This is a genomic window from Colwellia sp. 75C3 (assembly GCF_002836255.1).
GTDB lineage: Bacteria > Pseudomonadota > Gammaproteobacteria > Enterobacterales > Alteromonadaceae > Colwellia.
On record NZ_PJAU01000032.1, the window covers coordinates 45410 to 61667 of the forward strand.

Consider the following 16258-nt stretch of genomic DNA (forward strand, 5'->3'; position numbering starts at 1 on the left):
AAGTCTTTATAAAGCTGCTAGCGAGACTTTAGTCTTTCTGTCCAATCCCCTTTGGCTGATAATTTTTATCACCTCAATGGTTAATCACTTGGGTTTAACAGTTCTTCATGTTCTTGTACCAGCTGTTTTAAGTATTGCCACACGGTATTTACATGTGAAAGACGTTTACTCTCGGGATGAGTAACCAACCAAAAACTTCGGCTAATACTAATTTCTTGGCTATGAAGTTTAATGAGACTCTTATCTTGATCGGCCAAAAAGCAGGGTAAAATACCAATGCCTAAACCACTTTTAATAGCAAAGTATTGGCTGATAATACTGGTGCTACTAAAATTTGCTTTTAACTCGCCATCTAAGTAACGATTCAGCTCTTTTGTATAAGATAACTGGTCGGTAAATAATAAATTATCCACGTAAGTAACCCATTTCTGCTCTGCTAAATTATCAAGGGTTATGCCCTGAGTATGCAGTTCTACGTTACGATCTAGGTTCTTATCAAAGCTCTTGTCTAGGTAGTCCTGATGCACGTAAAGCTGTAATTTATAATCACACAGCTTTGACACTATCATAGAAGTACTTTTAGGACGCTCTACCGCAATCGCTATATCCGCTTCATTTCTACTAATTTTGACATAACGTGAAAACAGTAATAAATGCACGTCAATATTGGGATACTGCTGTTGTAATGACAATAAGTTCGGTGAAACAAAAAAGTTACCCAATGCCTCGGTAACACCAATGCGCACTAGACCACAATTATCTTCATTGTTGTTATGAATGTTAGACAACGCATGTTGTGCATCTTGTTCCATTTTACAGGCTGAGGTAAGTAACATTTCTCCATCCGCGGTTAATACGTGTCCCTCTTGCGTTCGGTCAAAAAGCTTCGTACCTATGCTCTCTTCTAGCTTATGCAAACGCCTAGACACAGTTGATGCATCCATAGTTAAGCGCTTAGCCGCTGTTGATAATCGCTCAGCCCGAGCAACTTCAAGAAATATTTTTATATCATCCCAATTCATCTAGTAATACCCATTCCATTAAATGATTGTCCACTTGTACTGGTTAAAATATCCATGCTGGTGTGCTTAAAAACTTAGTGACTTGGGTATATACCCATTCCACTTGTAGATGCTCGTTTCAGGAAATCTGAGCGATTCATAATCAAGGCACATTTTTTTATTACGGGTCATTCCCTTAAAAACAAATGTAACGACGAGTATGATTTGCTCAGCCTTCCCCAAAGGGCTGGTTTAGAAACGCTTTATGCTGCGTTATTGATTTCGACAATAGAATAACTATTCTCTTCAATCAATGCCTTGCCTAAAGCCGTTTCTAATTCCAGCTGAATCATGCATCTTCAAGTGGAACGGGTATAAGTGTACTGCTTACACCTCGCTATTGCAAAAAAGCAAAGCGCATTGCATTTATGTTTATTGTGAGAATATAAAGAAAAGCCTATCTTGCTTATATAGATTTAAATAATTTTAATTTTTCAACATTTCCCAAACTTTTAATTAATCGAGGTTGCTATGAGTATTACTGAAGTTCCACTAATCATTAATGGTAAAAAAATCCGTTCACAAACTAAAGAGTGGTTGGATGTTTTAAACCCAGCAACGCAAGAAGTTGTTGCTCGTGTACCTATTGCAACCCCAGAAGAAGTTGAATTAGCCGTGCAAAGTGCACAAACAGCATTCAAAACATGGTCTAAAACCTCATTAACTAATCGCATGCGCATTATGGTGAACTTTGCTCACTTAGTGCGTGAAAACACGCAAGAATTAGCCGAACTAGTCACATTGGAGCATGGTAAAACCTTACCTGATGCTGAAGGCGAAGTAGGTAGAGCGTTAGAAGCTATTGAAAATGCTTGTTCAGTAACACGTTTACAACTAGGCGATATGGGTAATAATGTTGCTACTGGCGTAGACACTTATACTTTGCATAAACCACTTGGCGTAGGTTTAGGCATTACCGCGTTTAACTTCCCCTTAATGCTTGCTGCCTTTATGTTTCCACCTGCCATTGCATGCGGTAATACCTTTGTACTTAAACCTTCAGAGCAAGCTCCTTCATCAACAGTACGCTTTGTTGAATTAGCGATGGAAGCAGGTTTACCTGCTGGCGTTATCAATGTTGTTCACGGCGGCCCTGATGAAGTTAATGCCTTAATTGAACATGAACACGTAAAAGCAGTATCGTTTATTGGCTCTACTCATGTTGGTACGCATATCTACAATCATGCGAGCAAACACGGAAAACGCGCACAATCGATGATGGGCGCTAAAAACCACATGGTTATCATGCCTGATGCCAATAAAGACAGAGCCATTAATGATTTACTCGGTTCAGCTTTTGGTGCAGCGGGTCAACGTTGTATGGCTAACCCGGTGACTATTTTAGTCGGCGAAGCGCGTAACTGGTTACCAGAAATAGTTGAACGTGCAAAGTTAATGAAAGTGGGTCCTGGCTCTCAGCGTGATGCTGACTTAGGTCCAGTCGTATCACCGCAAGCGAAAAAACGTATTATCAGCTTACTTGATAGTGGCGTTGCACAAGGCGCGACTATGCTAGTTGATGGTAGAGATTGTCAGGTTGAAGGTTATCCGAACGGTAACTTTGTTGGACCAACATTATTTACTAATGTGACTACCGACATGGATATTTATACTCAAGAAATCTTTGGCCCAGCGTTATGTGTGTTAGAAGCTGAAACACTCGAAGAAGCTATCGCCATCATCAATGCTAATCCTAATGGCAATGGTACCTCTTTGTTCACCTCTTCAGGTTGGAATGCTAGATTATTTGAAAACGAAGTCGATGTTGGCCAAGTAGGTATCAATGTTCCTATTCCGGTTCCAGTTGCTTTCTTTAGCTTTACCGGTTCAAGAGCTTCTAAACTGGGCGACTTAGGACCAAATGGTAAACAAACCGTGAGCTTTTGGACACATACCCGCTCTGTAACAACGCGTTGGTTTGAACCTGATCATCAAGATGGCCAGAATGTTCATACAACGATTAGTATGAAATAAGTTTTCTTTTATAGCCTCTATAATAAATTATTGTCGAGGCTATTTTTTATATGAAATAGTTAAGTACAAAAAAGGATCAACATCATGGCGAATATTGCTTTTATAGGTTTAGGTAACATGGGTGGCCCAATGGCCATCAATCTAGTTAAAGCCGGACATCAGGTTTGTGTTTTTGATTTATCAAAAGAAGCTGTTGCCCATGTGGTAGAACAAGGCGCAACAACGCAAGCACAAGCCAGTGATTGTGTTAAAGATGCTGAATTTATCATTTCAATGCTGCCTGCTGGTAAGCATGTAGAAGCCGTGTATTTATCTGAAAATGGTTTGATCAATCATATCGCCAAAGGCGCGTTAGTTATTGACTCATCGACCATCGATTCACCAACGTCAATTAGCGTTGGTGCGGCATTACTAGCTCAAGGCATTAACTTTATTGATGCTCCGGTATCGGGTGGTGTTGGTGGTGCAGTAGCGGGTACTTTAAGCTTTATGGTTGGCGGTAGTGAAGCGGACTTTAATCAAGCTAAACCCGTTTTAGATAATATGGGAAAAAATGTCTTTCATGCGGGTGACCATGGTGCAGGACAAGTCGCTAAAGCCTGTAATAACATGTTGTTATCAGTATTAATGTTAGCCACTTCTGAAGCATTACAATTAGGTATCAGTAATGGCTTAGATGCGTCAGTATTATCAAATATTATGAGTAAGAGTTCAGGTAGTAATTGGACTCTTGACGTATACAACCCCTGCCCTGGTGTGATGGGAAATGTACCTTCATCTAATGATTATCAAGGTGGTTTTATGGTTGATTTGATGGCTAAAGATTTAGGCTTAGCCATGGATACCGCAGTGAAAAGTCACTCATCAACACCTATGGGTGCATTAGCGCGTAGTTTATATGCCATGCATGCTGCAAACGGTAATGGTGCTAAAGATTTCTCCAGTGCTTTTAACCTGTTCAATCAAAAAAAGTAAATTTTAGTTATTTAGTTATTTAGTTATTTAGTTATTTAGAAATAATTAAATAACTTACAACGAACAGTACAAAAAACAGCAAATTAAAATCACAAAAAGGCCGATACGTTATGTATCGGCCTTTTTATTTAATATGATTAAATACTTATATTAATCAATAAACTAAAGCTATCTCCATTAGTAACCACTCACTATAAATAAACTTCGGTTACAACGTTCACCTTAGTATTACCCACAGTAATAAAAACATAACTCCTCCTCGCTAAATTCTTATTTACAAACAAATCAAACAACAACTACTTGCAAATGATAATCATTACCATTAGTATCCTCACCTTAATTTGATTACATCTTTTAACATGACGAATGAAAACATGACTAAAAATAAAATATTAAACATCACTAAAGTGTCTTTAAGCACAGTACTTATCTCTTCCCTCGTTAATCCAGTTTCAGCGCAAGGCGTAAATTCTGATAATGCTTATGATTCAGACACCATAGAACATATTGAAGTGTCAGGTAGACCAATGAGTGACATTGATAAACCTGCCACTACAGCAACAAAAATGGATGTATCGATCAAAGATACCGGTCGTTCTATGATGGAACTTGATGCCGATGCATTGAAAATGCGTGCAATACAAGATGTCAGAGAAGCGTTTAATTATGTGGCCGGTTTTAGAGCGAATGGTCCTGCGGATCGTACTTACATTGCACGTGGTTTCTCAACCAGCATAGACAATGTAATGGTTGATGGTTTACGTTCTTTACAAGGTGGTGAAGGTGGCACTGGCTCTAAATTACCCAGTACATTCAATGCCGAAAATACAACATTCCTTCGTGGCCCAGAAGCGATTCTTTACGGTGCAGGTGTTGCTGGTGGTTTAATTAATATTACCAGTAAAAAACCGCAAACAACGGCTAAAACAACCATTGGACTTAATAACCGTAGTTACGTTTCAAGTGATACAGGTAATTTTAAACGAAACAATACCAGCTTTAACTTAGACAGTACGGGGCCAATAACAGATGAAAGCATTTTATATCGAGTGCTAGCGCAATACACACCTTCAGGGGATCACTTTCAAGACGGCCGTGAAATTGAAGAGCTGTTATTCGATGCAGCTTTAAGCTTCGACATTGGTGAAAACACGACAATATTACCGCGTTTTGAAAAAAGCGACCGTAAACGCACTGGCGGTAGTGGTTATGCTGATGGTGTATTTGAGTCTAACTTTGAGACGGGTGAAGTTACCACTTATGGTAAACCTATTAATCGTGGCAAGTATTACGGTAGCCCAATTGATATAGGCGAAAATGAATCAACCAGCGCTAGCTTACTTATTAAACATCAGTTAACTGATGATTGGAAGCTTGCAGCAAACGTTCGTCATAACGAAACGACTTCTAACGCACTAGATTTATATATTTCTGATTCTTCGGCATTAGAAAATGAAATAGGTAAAGATGTGGTCAACCGTAAATGGGTTTACTCGGCGGGTGATGATAGCTATAACTTATTTGATATCACCGCTGAAGGCAGAGTGACAACCGGTAGCATTGAACATCACCTACTTGCTGGTTATAACTATCGCGAGATGGATATTAACTTTGCTCGTGCTTTTCAAAGTAGCGAAGATGCTGTTGGCAAAAATCCGATTTCAGCATCAAACCCAGACAATCAAGTGACGGGCCCTATTCCTGATGGTTTGGTCGATAGCCCTTACAAACCTCGTACGCAAACGGATACCAATATTTACCTAAAAGACCGTATTAGTTTGGGTAATACTACCGTCGCTGTTGGTCTTGCTTATGTTAAACAAGACCAAGAAGATTTAAGTAATGGTGAAACAATTGCTACAAGCTTTGACGAATCGCTTTGGGATTTAGGCCTAGTTCAAAAAATTAATGACGATATTAATGTATTTGCTACTTATAGCCGCGCCTATGAACCCATTAAAGGTCGTTATATTGTTGAATACGGTCATGGAAAAACAGACTACAAACCGATTGAAGGCAATAACTACGAACTAGGTATTAAAGGTGATTTACTCAACAATAATTTAACCGCTGCATTAACATTATTTGCGTTAGACCGAACCAACAGTACCAAATGGGAAAGAGGCGAAGATGGCTGGATATTAACGCAACTTTCCGGTAAAAGCTTTGAGTCGAAAGGTGTTGAAATAGACGCGGCAATGTACTTTACGCCAAAATTTAATAGCAGTGTAAGTTACGCTTTTACTGAAGCACATGACACCATAGGTGAAGATAAAGGTATTCAAGCAAACAACACACCAAAGCATGCATTATCTCTGTGGAACAACTATATATTTGATGAAAACATCAGCTTTTCTTTAGGATTACGTTATGAGTCTGTACGAAATGACAATGATTATGAAATGGAAGCTTATATTGAAGCCGATATGGGTGCTTATTACAAAACCGACAATTGGGATGCTGGATTAGTTATCAACAATGTTTTTGATAAAAACAGAGTAGAAGCCGGTGCTAACTGGGTTACGGTACAACCGAATACACCAAGAACTGTAAACGTATCATTAAACTATCACTTTTAACGAGCAATTTTAACGAACACTTCTAACTGTCAGTGCTAACGAGTAGTTCTCGTTAGCACTGCTCATTATCATTTTAAATAAAAATAGGTAAACACTCTCCCTGATAACATAGGTCTGTTTAAGGGAGTGTTCACAAAATCATGATCACAAAATTACCCCAAGTTCTTTCAGCGCAGCAAGTCTCTTCTATCCTTCAATTGATTGAGCACGGCGATTTTATTAGTGGAATAGACACTGCTGGCTGGCATGCAAAAGAAGTAAAAAACAATCAGCAATGGCAAGGAGGATCTGAATTAAATGAACAAATACAACAAGGCATGCAAGGCGCATTAACACAGCATCCACAGTTTTCTGGCGCATCATACGCCAAGTCTATGATGCCGTTTATTATTAGCGAATCCGCCTTAGGCGGTGGTTACGGCAATCATATTGATGATGCACTCATGGCAAATGAAACTGTGCTTCGTACCGATATTTCATGCACTGTATTTTTAACATCACCACAAGAGTATGAAGGGGGTGAACTTGTGATGAATTTATCAGGCATGGAAATGGCGTTTAAGCTAAACGCAGGTGATGCCATTATTTATCCGAGCACCACATTACACCGAGTAAACCCAGTGACCTCTGGCTCAAGAAAGGTTGCCCTCACTTGGATTGAAAGCCACATTCCGCAGGCTTCGCAACGTGAAATTTTATTTGATTTAGATTGTGCCCGTAAAGATATCATCGAGCATTATGGTAAAACCGATGCCTTTGATCGTATTACCAAAACACATGCAAATTTGTTACGCCAATGGGCTATGACTTAATGACTTAATGACTTAATGACTATACACATGGCTCAGGGACGTCATCCCCGTGGTGTATTATTCGGACGTGCCATGGATGACACTTATTGTCCTGACTCCAGTTTGTAAAAAGTGATGGATCTTCGATCAGAGACTTCGAAGATGACGTTTACTGCAATATTCTGAATTAACTGCATAGACATATAAAGTTTTTAGCTGTTTACTAGTCTAAACATTGTTGCTTTAACCAACGACACAACTTAACAATATCCGTTTGTTTGGCGCGTGATTTTTTATAAACAAAATAGAAATTATCGCCAGTACTCAATTCATGTAAGGGAATACGGACAAAGTTTTGTTGTCGGTCTTGATCAGACATTAAATAATGGTTCATTAAGGTAATGCCTTGGTCATAACGCGCGGCCTCTGCTGCTAGCAACATATGACTAAAATGATTCACCTTGGTCTCTTTGGGTAATTCATAGCCGCCAAGTTTGCACCATTGACGCCAATCTTCACCAAGTTCATCGCCCGGAAATAAGTTTTGAACCGACAATAAAGGATGCTGCCACAATGCCTCTGGCAAAGGTTTATCTTTTATTTGTTGCCATATTTTATTACCGCAAACAGGATACAAACGTTCCTCATATAAAAATTCCACTACAAAATTATTTTTGGGTGGATTAACGGTAATAAAGCAATCTGCTACTTGATCGCTGCATTTAGGCTCATCTGCCATCATATTCAGTGATAATTCAATCTCTGGATACTGTTGACGTAAATCTTCTAAACGGGGAATAAGCCACTTAACCGCAACTGAGCTATACAAAGCCAGACGTATTTTACCCGACTGCCCTTCCCTAATAAGTTGGCTCGCATTAGCGACATTACTTAATGAGTTACTGATCTCTTCAAAATAGCGTTCCCCCACTTCAGTCAAAGCAAACGAGCGACCATGACGACTAAACATCGACTCACCTAAATACTCTTCTAATAACTTAACTTGATGGCTTACGGCACTTTGCGTGACATTAAGTTGATCCGCCGCTTTTGAAAAGCTGTTAAGTCGAGCAACTGCTTCAAAACATTGTAAAGCACGCAATGGTGGTAATTTCATTATTAACTCAGCTAATAGTAAACGTATTTTAATCATTATACATAATACATAATACATGGTTTTGCAATATGATCTCGTTCGTTAATCACTAATCACTAATCGTAATATTTGAAAAGGAGCAGGACTATGCCAAAAATATCTGTCGGAAGCGCAATGATTTTACTTGTTATAGGTAACTTAATTGCTGTCTTTTCTGATGCGTTGATCAAAACCTTATCGGAAGATGTGGCCGTTTATCAATTTGTCTTATTTCGTCAAATTAGTGCGGTCGCTATTTTATTACCGTTATATTTTTTTACCAATAAAGCACCATTATTAGCGGGTTTAAAGTGGCATATTCTGCGTGGTCACATCTGGTTATTTGGCGCTATTTTTATGGTATTTGCTATCAGTGCCATGCCATTAGCCACTGCAAACGCCATTTTTTATGCTGCACCTTTATTAATGCTGCCATTGGCGATGATGATATTCAAAGAGCAACTTTCAAATCAAGCAGTGATTGTCGCTGTTTTAGGATTTATTGGTGTCTTAGTGGTAATAAGACCCACTTATATTGATTGGGCGGCAATAGCGGCATTCATCGTGGCGATAACAATGGCCGTTAATAATTTATTAATTAGAAAGTTGCCTAAAAAGCAGAATGTATTTCAAACATTATTGATGACAAATATAGTTGGCATACCGGTGGCATTTTCATTGGCTATATGGGAAGGAAAAGCGTGGGACTTTGCCCCTATGCTAACAGCAGCAGGTTCAAGCAGCTTTATTTTAATTTATGCGGGAATTTGTATAATTGCTTATCGCTCTGGTCAAGTCAGTAAAATTGCCAGCGCTGAATATAGCGGTTTGTTATGTGCTGTTGCTGTGGGCATTGTATGGTTTGATGAAGTACCTGACTTAGCTATGTTGCTAGGCACCGTGCTTATCATTGCACCACTTATTTGGTTAGCTAAAGTAGAAGCGAATAAAAAACGTCTTGAAGCAGAAACCATCTAATTAGTAATGACTTATAGGTAATTCCTAATATGGACTAGATAATGAGTAATAATATTACTCATTATCTGTTACTAATTAACTTTAATGATAAATTTACGCTGTTTCAGCCTCTAAAACCTCGATTTGTTTGTTCACTATAGCCAAGGTTGCTTTTTGAGTTACCAAGGCGGCATCAAAAGCTTCTTGTGGTTTTTTATTTTTAATGAGTTCAAAAATATCAACATGGGCTTGATACTCTTCAACCGTTACCGCAACCAGTCGATTAGTAAAACGAATGTTTATTTTAAGTGCCGTCTCAATAAAATTATTTAACTGAATAAAGAAAGGATTATTACTCGCGCAAAGCACACTCTTATGAAAATCAATATCCGCTTCATGGGTATCGTCTTGACCATTAGTCGCATTTTTCATTCTAACTAATGCATGCTCAATGTTTTCTATATCACTCTCTTGAGCAAATTGTGCTGCTAACGATGCCGCTTCTGGCTCGATAGCTAAACGAAGTTGCAAAAAGTGTCTTAATAGATATAAGTCAGGTTTGCCTAAAAGAATCCAGTTAAGCACATCAACATCAAATAAATTCCAATACTTTGAATCAACGACTTTAATGCCTTGTCTTGGTCTAGAGCTAATTAAACCTTTAGCCGTTAACATTTTAACCGCTTCTCTCGTTGCAGTTCGGCTTATATTAAACTGAGTGCACAAGTCAGCCTCAGAAGGCAGGCTATCACCAACTTTATAAGTTCCTTCCATGATTTTTTTACCCAACTCATGTACTACCTGATGGGCCAAATTACGGTGTGATGGTTCCATGTGACTGTTTTACCCTATTTTTAACGCTAATCGTCGATTATAAATCATTTACATTTGTATGACAAATCATAGCAATCAACTATCTGATTATTCATAGTATTTGAGATAAGTATCGTAAGTGTCCTTTTAGTACCCTGAGCTTACAGCCAAGCATTTTAGTAACTGGATAATCGTGCAATTATTTTAGTGTATATACCCTAAAATCTAAACTTACAATTTTAACAAAAAATAACTTGCTTCCGCCCACCTTAATTGTATTATAAATAGTATTGTATCCATGATTTAAATATACGCACTATGATAAAGTTATTACTACCACTGATGGCTACCACAGCTTTTCTGTTATCTCCTTATGTCGATGCCAAAACACAAAAGCGTGAACCTTGGGAAAACAATCAAGTATTTGCCATTAACAAAGAAGCGCCACACGCAACAATTTTCCCCTTTCTATCGCGTGATGCAGCACTTATTAATGTTAAAGAGCAAAATGATAACTTTATGTTACTTAATGGATTGTGGAAATTTGACTGGCAACGTTCTCCAAAAAATAAGCCTGATGGCTTTCAAACAGCCAATTTCAATGATGAAAAATGGTCACAAATCCCCGTTCCAGGTAACTGGGAAACAGAAGGTTTTGGTTACCCTATTTATTTAGATGAGCGTTTCCCCTTTACCACCACATGGCCTGATGCGCCTAAAGACTACAATCCGATAGGCTCTTACCGTAAACCTTTCAGCTTGCCAAAATCATGGCAAGGAAAACAAGTTTTCCTTCATGTCGGAGCCGCTAAGTCATCATTAGATGTTTGGCTAAATGGCGAAAAAGTCGGTTTTAGTCAAGGCTCTAAAACGCCAGCAGAATTCGATATTAGTAAGTACCTCCAAGCTGATAAAAACTTACTCGCCTTTCAAATTCGCCGATGGACTGATGCCAGTTATTTAGAAAGCCAAGATATGTTGCGTATCTCAGGTATAGAGCGTGATGTTTATCTTTACGCTACACCTAAGCAGCATGTTTTTGATGTGCATGCTAAGCCAACATTAAATAAAAACTTTACCCAAGGTACCTTAACTGTTGATGTTACTTTAAAAAACTATGATAACAAAAAGGCTAACCAGCACGTTGAAGTACAACTACTAGACCCTCGTAGTAATATGAAGGTACTGCTGAGTAAAAAAAGTAAAGTGAAGTTATCAGCCAAAGGGTCTATTGAAGTATCCCTTGCCGGTAACATCAAGCAACCAGCGTTATGGTCAGCTGAAACCCCTAACCTTTATACCTTGCTAGTTAATTTAAAAGATTCTAAAGGTAATACCATTGAATCTGTCCGTGATGATATTGGTTTCAGGCATTTAGAGGTGGTTAATTCTCAACTGACTATTAACGGTAAAGCTATTACTATTCGCGGTGTCGATCGTCACGAAACCGATCCACAGCACGGTCATGTAGTGACTAAAGCCTCGATGGAAAAAGATATCCAATTGATGAAACAATTTAATATCAATGCGGTTCGTTCTAGCCATTACCCTAACAATCCTTACTGGTATGAGTTAACTGATAAATACGGTTTATATGTTATCGATGAAGCAAATATTGAATCTCACCCATTAGCCATTGATGAAAAAACGCAGTTAGGCAATGAAATGAGCTGGTTAGGCGCTCACTTAGATCGCACCCAACGCATGTTTGAGCGTGATAAAAATCATCCGTCTATTATTATCTGGTCATTAGGTAATGAAGCAGGTAAAGGCAAGATATTTGAAGCTACCTACAAATGGTTAAAAGATAATGATACCAGCCGACTAGTACAATATGAGCCAGCAGGAGAAGCACACTACACTGATGTTTTTGCCCCTATGTATCCGTCAATTGAACGTTTAATCAAATATGCTGAGTCTGATCCAAGTCGCCCAGGCATAATGATTGAATACGCCCACGCCATGGGTAACTCCGTTGGTAATTTAAAAGATTATTGGCAAGTCATTGAAAAATACGATGTGCTTCAAGGCGGCTTTATTTGGGATTGGGTTGACCAATCACTAGAATACACCAATGAAAACGGCGTTAAGTATTGGGCTTATGGCAAAGACTTCCATCCTGATTTAGCGAGCGATGGTAACTTTTTAAATAACGGTTTAATGAGCCCTGATCGCAAACCAAACCCTCATGCTTTTGAAGTGAAAAAAGTGTATCAAGCCATTCGCTTTGCTGCGCTAGATATTAATAAAGGCAATTACAGTATTGAAAACCGCTATGATTTTATCGATTTAGCCCAGTACGATTTACACTGGAAAGTTGAAGCTGATGGTGAGTTATTCGCTCAAGGCCATCAATCAATGCCGTCAGTAAAACCAGGAAAAAAAGCAGCCATTGATGTATCACTGCCAACATTACCAAGCAGTGATAATAAAGAGTATTTCATTACCTTATCTGCGGTATTACGAACACCTCAAGGGTTGTTATCAACTGGACACGAATTAGCCTTTGAGCAGTTCAAACTACCGGTAAAACTTGCCCAAGCCAAAGTATCGCCACGCACGGCGAACATGTCTAAAATGACTATTGAGCAAGACAACAACAGCGCTTTGGTGCTTAAAAGTGATAATACCCAAGTAACCTTCAACAAAAATACTGGTTGGTTAACGCAATATAGCCATAACAATACCTCCTTACTTAAAGCGCCTTTAAAGGCTAACTTTTGGCGAGCACCAACAGATAATGACTTAGGTAATGGCATGCAAAAGTGGGCTGCCATTTGGCAGACTGCCAGTGACAACCTTACCTTAACGTCATTTGAATCGACAAAAATTTCCAACGGCATTAAAGTGATAACGCACCATACAGCAGCGGATTTCAAAGGTGATTATCAAGTCGAATATATTGTTAAGCATGATGGACAAATACATGTTCAAAATAATTTAACCATAGTTTCGGGGCAAACATTGCCTAACTTGCCACGTTTAGGTATGCAATTAACCATGCCGGGTGAGTTCCAACAATTGTCTTGGTTTGGTCGCGGTCCACATGAAAACTATGCGGATAGAAAAACATCTGCACAAGTATCCTTGTATAAAAGCTTAGTGAAAGATCAAATTCATCATTATGTTCGTCCACAAGAAAATGCCAACAAAACGGATGTGCGCTGGCTTGCATTAAAAAATAACGAGGGCTCTGGATTATTAGCAGTTGGTGATCAATTACTTAACGCTAGCGCTTGGCCATACAAGCAAAGTGACATTGATTTTATCGCCGGAAAAGATGGCGAAGAATCAGCGTCAGGCTTAGTACCAGTAACCACTAAACGTGGTGCAGAAGTGCCGATGAGAAATTTAGTGACGGTAAATATTGATCACAAACAAATGGGTGTTGGTGGCGATACATCTTGGGGACGCCTAGTGCATGCCCAATACACTATCCCAGCAAAAAGTTATCAGTACGGTTTTACCTTGGTCCCTTTTAGTGCCGAGCCTGCTAGCAAAGCAACAGTAAATGTTGCGGAACTGGCACGCAGCGTAAAATAAAGACGACTAATACTAAAAATAATAATAATAATAATAACCTGTGGCACCACATGGTATTAATTTTGAGAGGCAATAATGACTACAGCTAAAGTACCTAAGTTTTCTGACATTGAGATTATTCAATTATTAACTCAGCAGTATCAACTGTCGGGGCAATTAAAAAGCCTGCCAGGTTATTGCGATCAAAATTTATTACTGACCACTGAAGATAATGAGCAATATATTGTCAAAATTGCTAACTCTGACGAACCAGAAATTGAGTTAGCAATGCAAAATGCTGCCATGACACATTTAACTGAAAAGCAATGTGCGGTGCCTCATGTCATAGTCAATCAACATGATGAGACCATCACCACGATTACCGATGGACAACAAAAACCTTTTTGCTTACGTGTATTAACCTTCATCTCTGGACAGTTTTATGCCGATGCAAATAGCCTTAGCCATAACCCTGCCCTTTGGTCTGACTTAGGTAAATTTATAGGCAATATTGATCTGGCCCTTGCTGATTTTCAGCATCCAGGAGCCTATCGTTATCATGACTGGGATTTAGCCCAAGGTTATCGCGTTTGTATGAGTAAAAAACATTTACTCAACACTCAACAAACCGGTTTGGTTGAAAAATTCTTATCTATTTATCAAACACAAACAATGCCGCTACTGTCTCAGTTACCACAAGGCATTATTCACAACGACGCCAATGACTATAATTTGTTGGTTGATGATATCAATGACCCGAAAAAAATAACCGGACTTATTGATTTTGGCGATATCGTACATAGCCATATCGTTAACGAATTAGCTATTGCGTGTGCTTATGCCTTGATGGGTGAAAAAAGTGGCCAACAAAATGTACTTAGCGCATTTAAAGCCATTGTTGCGGGTTACCATCAGGTTAGACCATTGCAAGATGTTGAGTTAGAAGTACTTTACTCTTTAGTTACTTTACGTTTGTGTACTAGCGTTTGTAATTCAGCATTAGCGATAATAGAAGATCCTGAAAACGATTATTTATTAGTCTCTATAAAACCTGCTTGGCAGCTACTCGAACAACTCAGCGTGTTAAATCCTTACTCGGTTTTATGCCAGTTACGCCAGGCCTGTAAACTGCCGGTAGATAGCGGACAGTTACCTGCAGATATTATTAACTATCGTAAAAAACATTTAGGTAAAACATTAAGTTTGAGCTACGAAGAGCCATTAAAAATGGTGCGTGGCCAAGGAGCTTACTTATTTAACGAACAAGGTGTGCCGTATTTAGATATGGTGAACAATGTTTGTCATGTGGGCCATTGTCACCCTAAAGTTGTATCTGCCGCGCAAGCGCAAATGGCCAAGCTCAATACCAACACCCGTTATTTACATGACAACATCATTAATTACGCCGATAAACTCTTAGCAACGATGCCAGACGAATTATCAGTCTGTATGTTGGTAAATTCAGGCAGTGAAGCCAATGAATTAGCCTTCCGCTTAGCGTGCTGTTACACCAAAGGCACAGAATTATTGGTTGTTGATGGTGCTTATCACGGCAATACTAATGCCTGTATTGAAGCTAGCCCATATAAATTTGATGGCCCCGGTGGTGATGGCGCACAACCTTACGTGCATAAGGTAACCTTGCCTGATCCTTACCGAGGCGAGTTCTTAGGAAATACACCCGAATCTGCTAATGCTTATGCCAATAGTGTTAAAGAGTCTCTGGCACAGATAGAGCGAGCAGGTAAAAAACCTAGTGCCTTTATTTGTGAATCACTGCAAGGTGTTGCTGGGCAAATCATTATGCCTGATGGTTATTTAACTAACGTTTATCAACAAGTTCGTACTGCTGGCGGCGTCTGTATTGCTGATGAAGTACAAGTAGGTTTTGGTCGCGTTGGATCGCATATGTGGGCGTTTGAAACCCAAGACGTAGTGCCTGACATTGTGACCTTAGGCAAACCTATTGGTAATGGCCACCCAATGGCTGCGGTTATTACTACCCAGGCAATTGCTGATGCTTTTGTTACGGGCATGGAATACTTTAATACCTTTGGCGGTAACCCCGTATCTTGTGCTATCGGCGCGGCGGTACTTGATGTTATCGAAGAAGAACAGTTACAAAACCATGCGTTAGTCACCGGAAAATACTGCCAAGAAAAGCTAATCGAACTCCAACAGCAATTTAACCTTATTGGTGATGTACGTGGTTTAGGTTTGTTTATTGGTGTTGAATTAGTTGAAGACAGAATAACCAAACAACCCGCTACCGATAAAACATCCTGGTTAGTGGAGTTTTTCAAACAACACCATATATTGCTTAGCACCGAAGGCGCCTTTTACAACATATTAAAAATTAAACCACCATTGGCATTTACCCAAGCTGATGCGGATAAATTTATTGAAGTACTTCGTTTAGGTTTAACAGAGCTGTCACAGTAAAAACGGTTT

At 39.1% G+C, this 16258-nt stretch carries 10 protein-coding genes; 7 read left to right on the top strand and 3 right to left on the bottom strand.

The annotated features are described in order from the left end of the window. Positions 1-80: 80 nt before the first annotated feature. On the bottom strand, positions 81-1022 hold the full coding sequence (locus CXF85_RS02165; protein ID WP_101226892.1) for a LysR family transcriptional regulator: 942 nt from the start codon (positions 1020-1022) through the stop codon (positions 81-83). Between the two features lie 510 nt (positions 1023-1532). On the opposite strand from CXF85_RS02165, the gene CXF85_RS02175 reads away from it, so the two are divergent. The 4 genes from CXF85_RS02175 (at position 1533) to CXF85_RS02190 (ending at position 7401) form a co-directional block, all read left to right on the top strand. After that, complete coding sequence (locus CXF85_RS02175; RefSeq protein WP_101226893.1) at positions 1533-3035, top strand: CoA-acylating methylmalonate-semialdehyde dehydrogenase; 1503 nt, start codon at positions 1533-1535, stop codon at positions 3033-3035. Between the two features lie 84 nt (positions 3036-3119). Further along, positions 3120-4010 (top strand): 3-hydroxyisobutyrate dehydrogenase, encoded by an 891-nt coding sequence (gene mmsB, locus CXF85_RS02180; RefSeq protein ID WP_101226894.1) that lies wholly within the window; start codon positions 3120-3122, stop codon positions 4008-4010. A 374-nt stretch (positions 4011-4384) separates the two neighbouring features. Further along, on the top strand, positions 4385-6589 hold the full coding sequence (locus CXF85_RS02185) for a TonB-dependent siderophore receptor (protein WP_157829011.1): 2205 nt from the start codon (positions 4385-4387) through the stop codon (positions 6587-6589). 140 nt (positions 6590-6729) lie between these two features. Beyond that, positions 6730-7401 carry a Fe2+-dependent dioxygenase gene (locus CXF85_RS02190; RefSeq protein ID WP_101226896.1) on the top strand — a complete coding sequence of 224 codons (672 nt, stop codon included), beginning with the start codon at positions 6730-6732 and terminating at the stop codon, positions 7399-7401. Between the two features lie 202 nt (positions 7402-7603). Here the strand turns inward: CXF85_RS02190 and CXF85_RS02195 are convergent, their stop codons facing one another. Further along, positions 7604-8497, bottom strand: a complete 894-nt coding sequence (locus CXF85_RS02195) for a LysR substrate-binding domain-containing protein (protein ID WP_101227312.1) — start codon at positions 8495-8497, stop codon at positions 7604-7606. A 126-nt stretch (positions 8498-8623) separates the two neighbouring features. Between CXF85_RS02195 and CXF85_RS02200 the strand changes: the two genes are divergently transcribed. Next, positions 8624-9493, top strand: a complete 870-nt coding sequence (locus CXF85_RS02200; RefSeq protein ID WP_101226897.1) for a DMT family transporter — start codon at positions 8624-8626, stop codon at positions 9491-9493. A gap of 93 nt (positions 9494-9586) precedes the next feature. Here the strand turns inward: CXF85_RS02200 and CXF85_RS02205 are convergent, their stop codons facing one another. Continuing rightward, positions 9587-10306: a FadR/GntR family transcriptional regulator gene (locus CXF85_RS02205; protein WP_101226898.1), complete on the bottom strand. Its 720-nt coding sequence runs from the start codon at positions 10304-10306 to the stop codon at positions 9587-9589. A gap of 297 nt (positions 10307-10603) precedes the next feature. On the opposite strand from CXF85_RS02205, the gene CXF85_RS02210 reads away from it, so the two are divergent. Together CXF85_RS02210 and CXF85_RS02215 are read left to right on the top strand one after the other, a co-directional pair. Then, positions 10604-13828: a glycoside hydrolase family 2 TIM barrel-domain containing protein gene (locus CXF85_RS02210; RefSeq protein ID WP_101226899.1), complete on the top strand. Its 3225-nt coding sequence runs from the start codon at positions 10604-10606 to the stop codon at positions 13826-13828. Positions 13829-13903: 75 nt separating this feature from the next. Continuing rightward, on the top strand, positions 13904-16249 hold the full coding sequence (locus CXF85_RS02215; protein WP_101226900.1) for an aminotransferase class III-fold pyridoxal phosphate-dependent enzyme: 2346 nt from the start codon (positions 13904-13906) through the stop codon (positions 16247-16249). Positions 16250-16258: the final 9 nt, after the last annotated feature.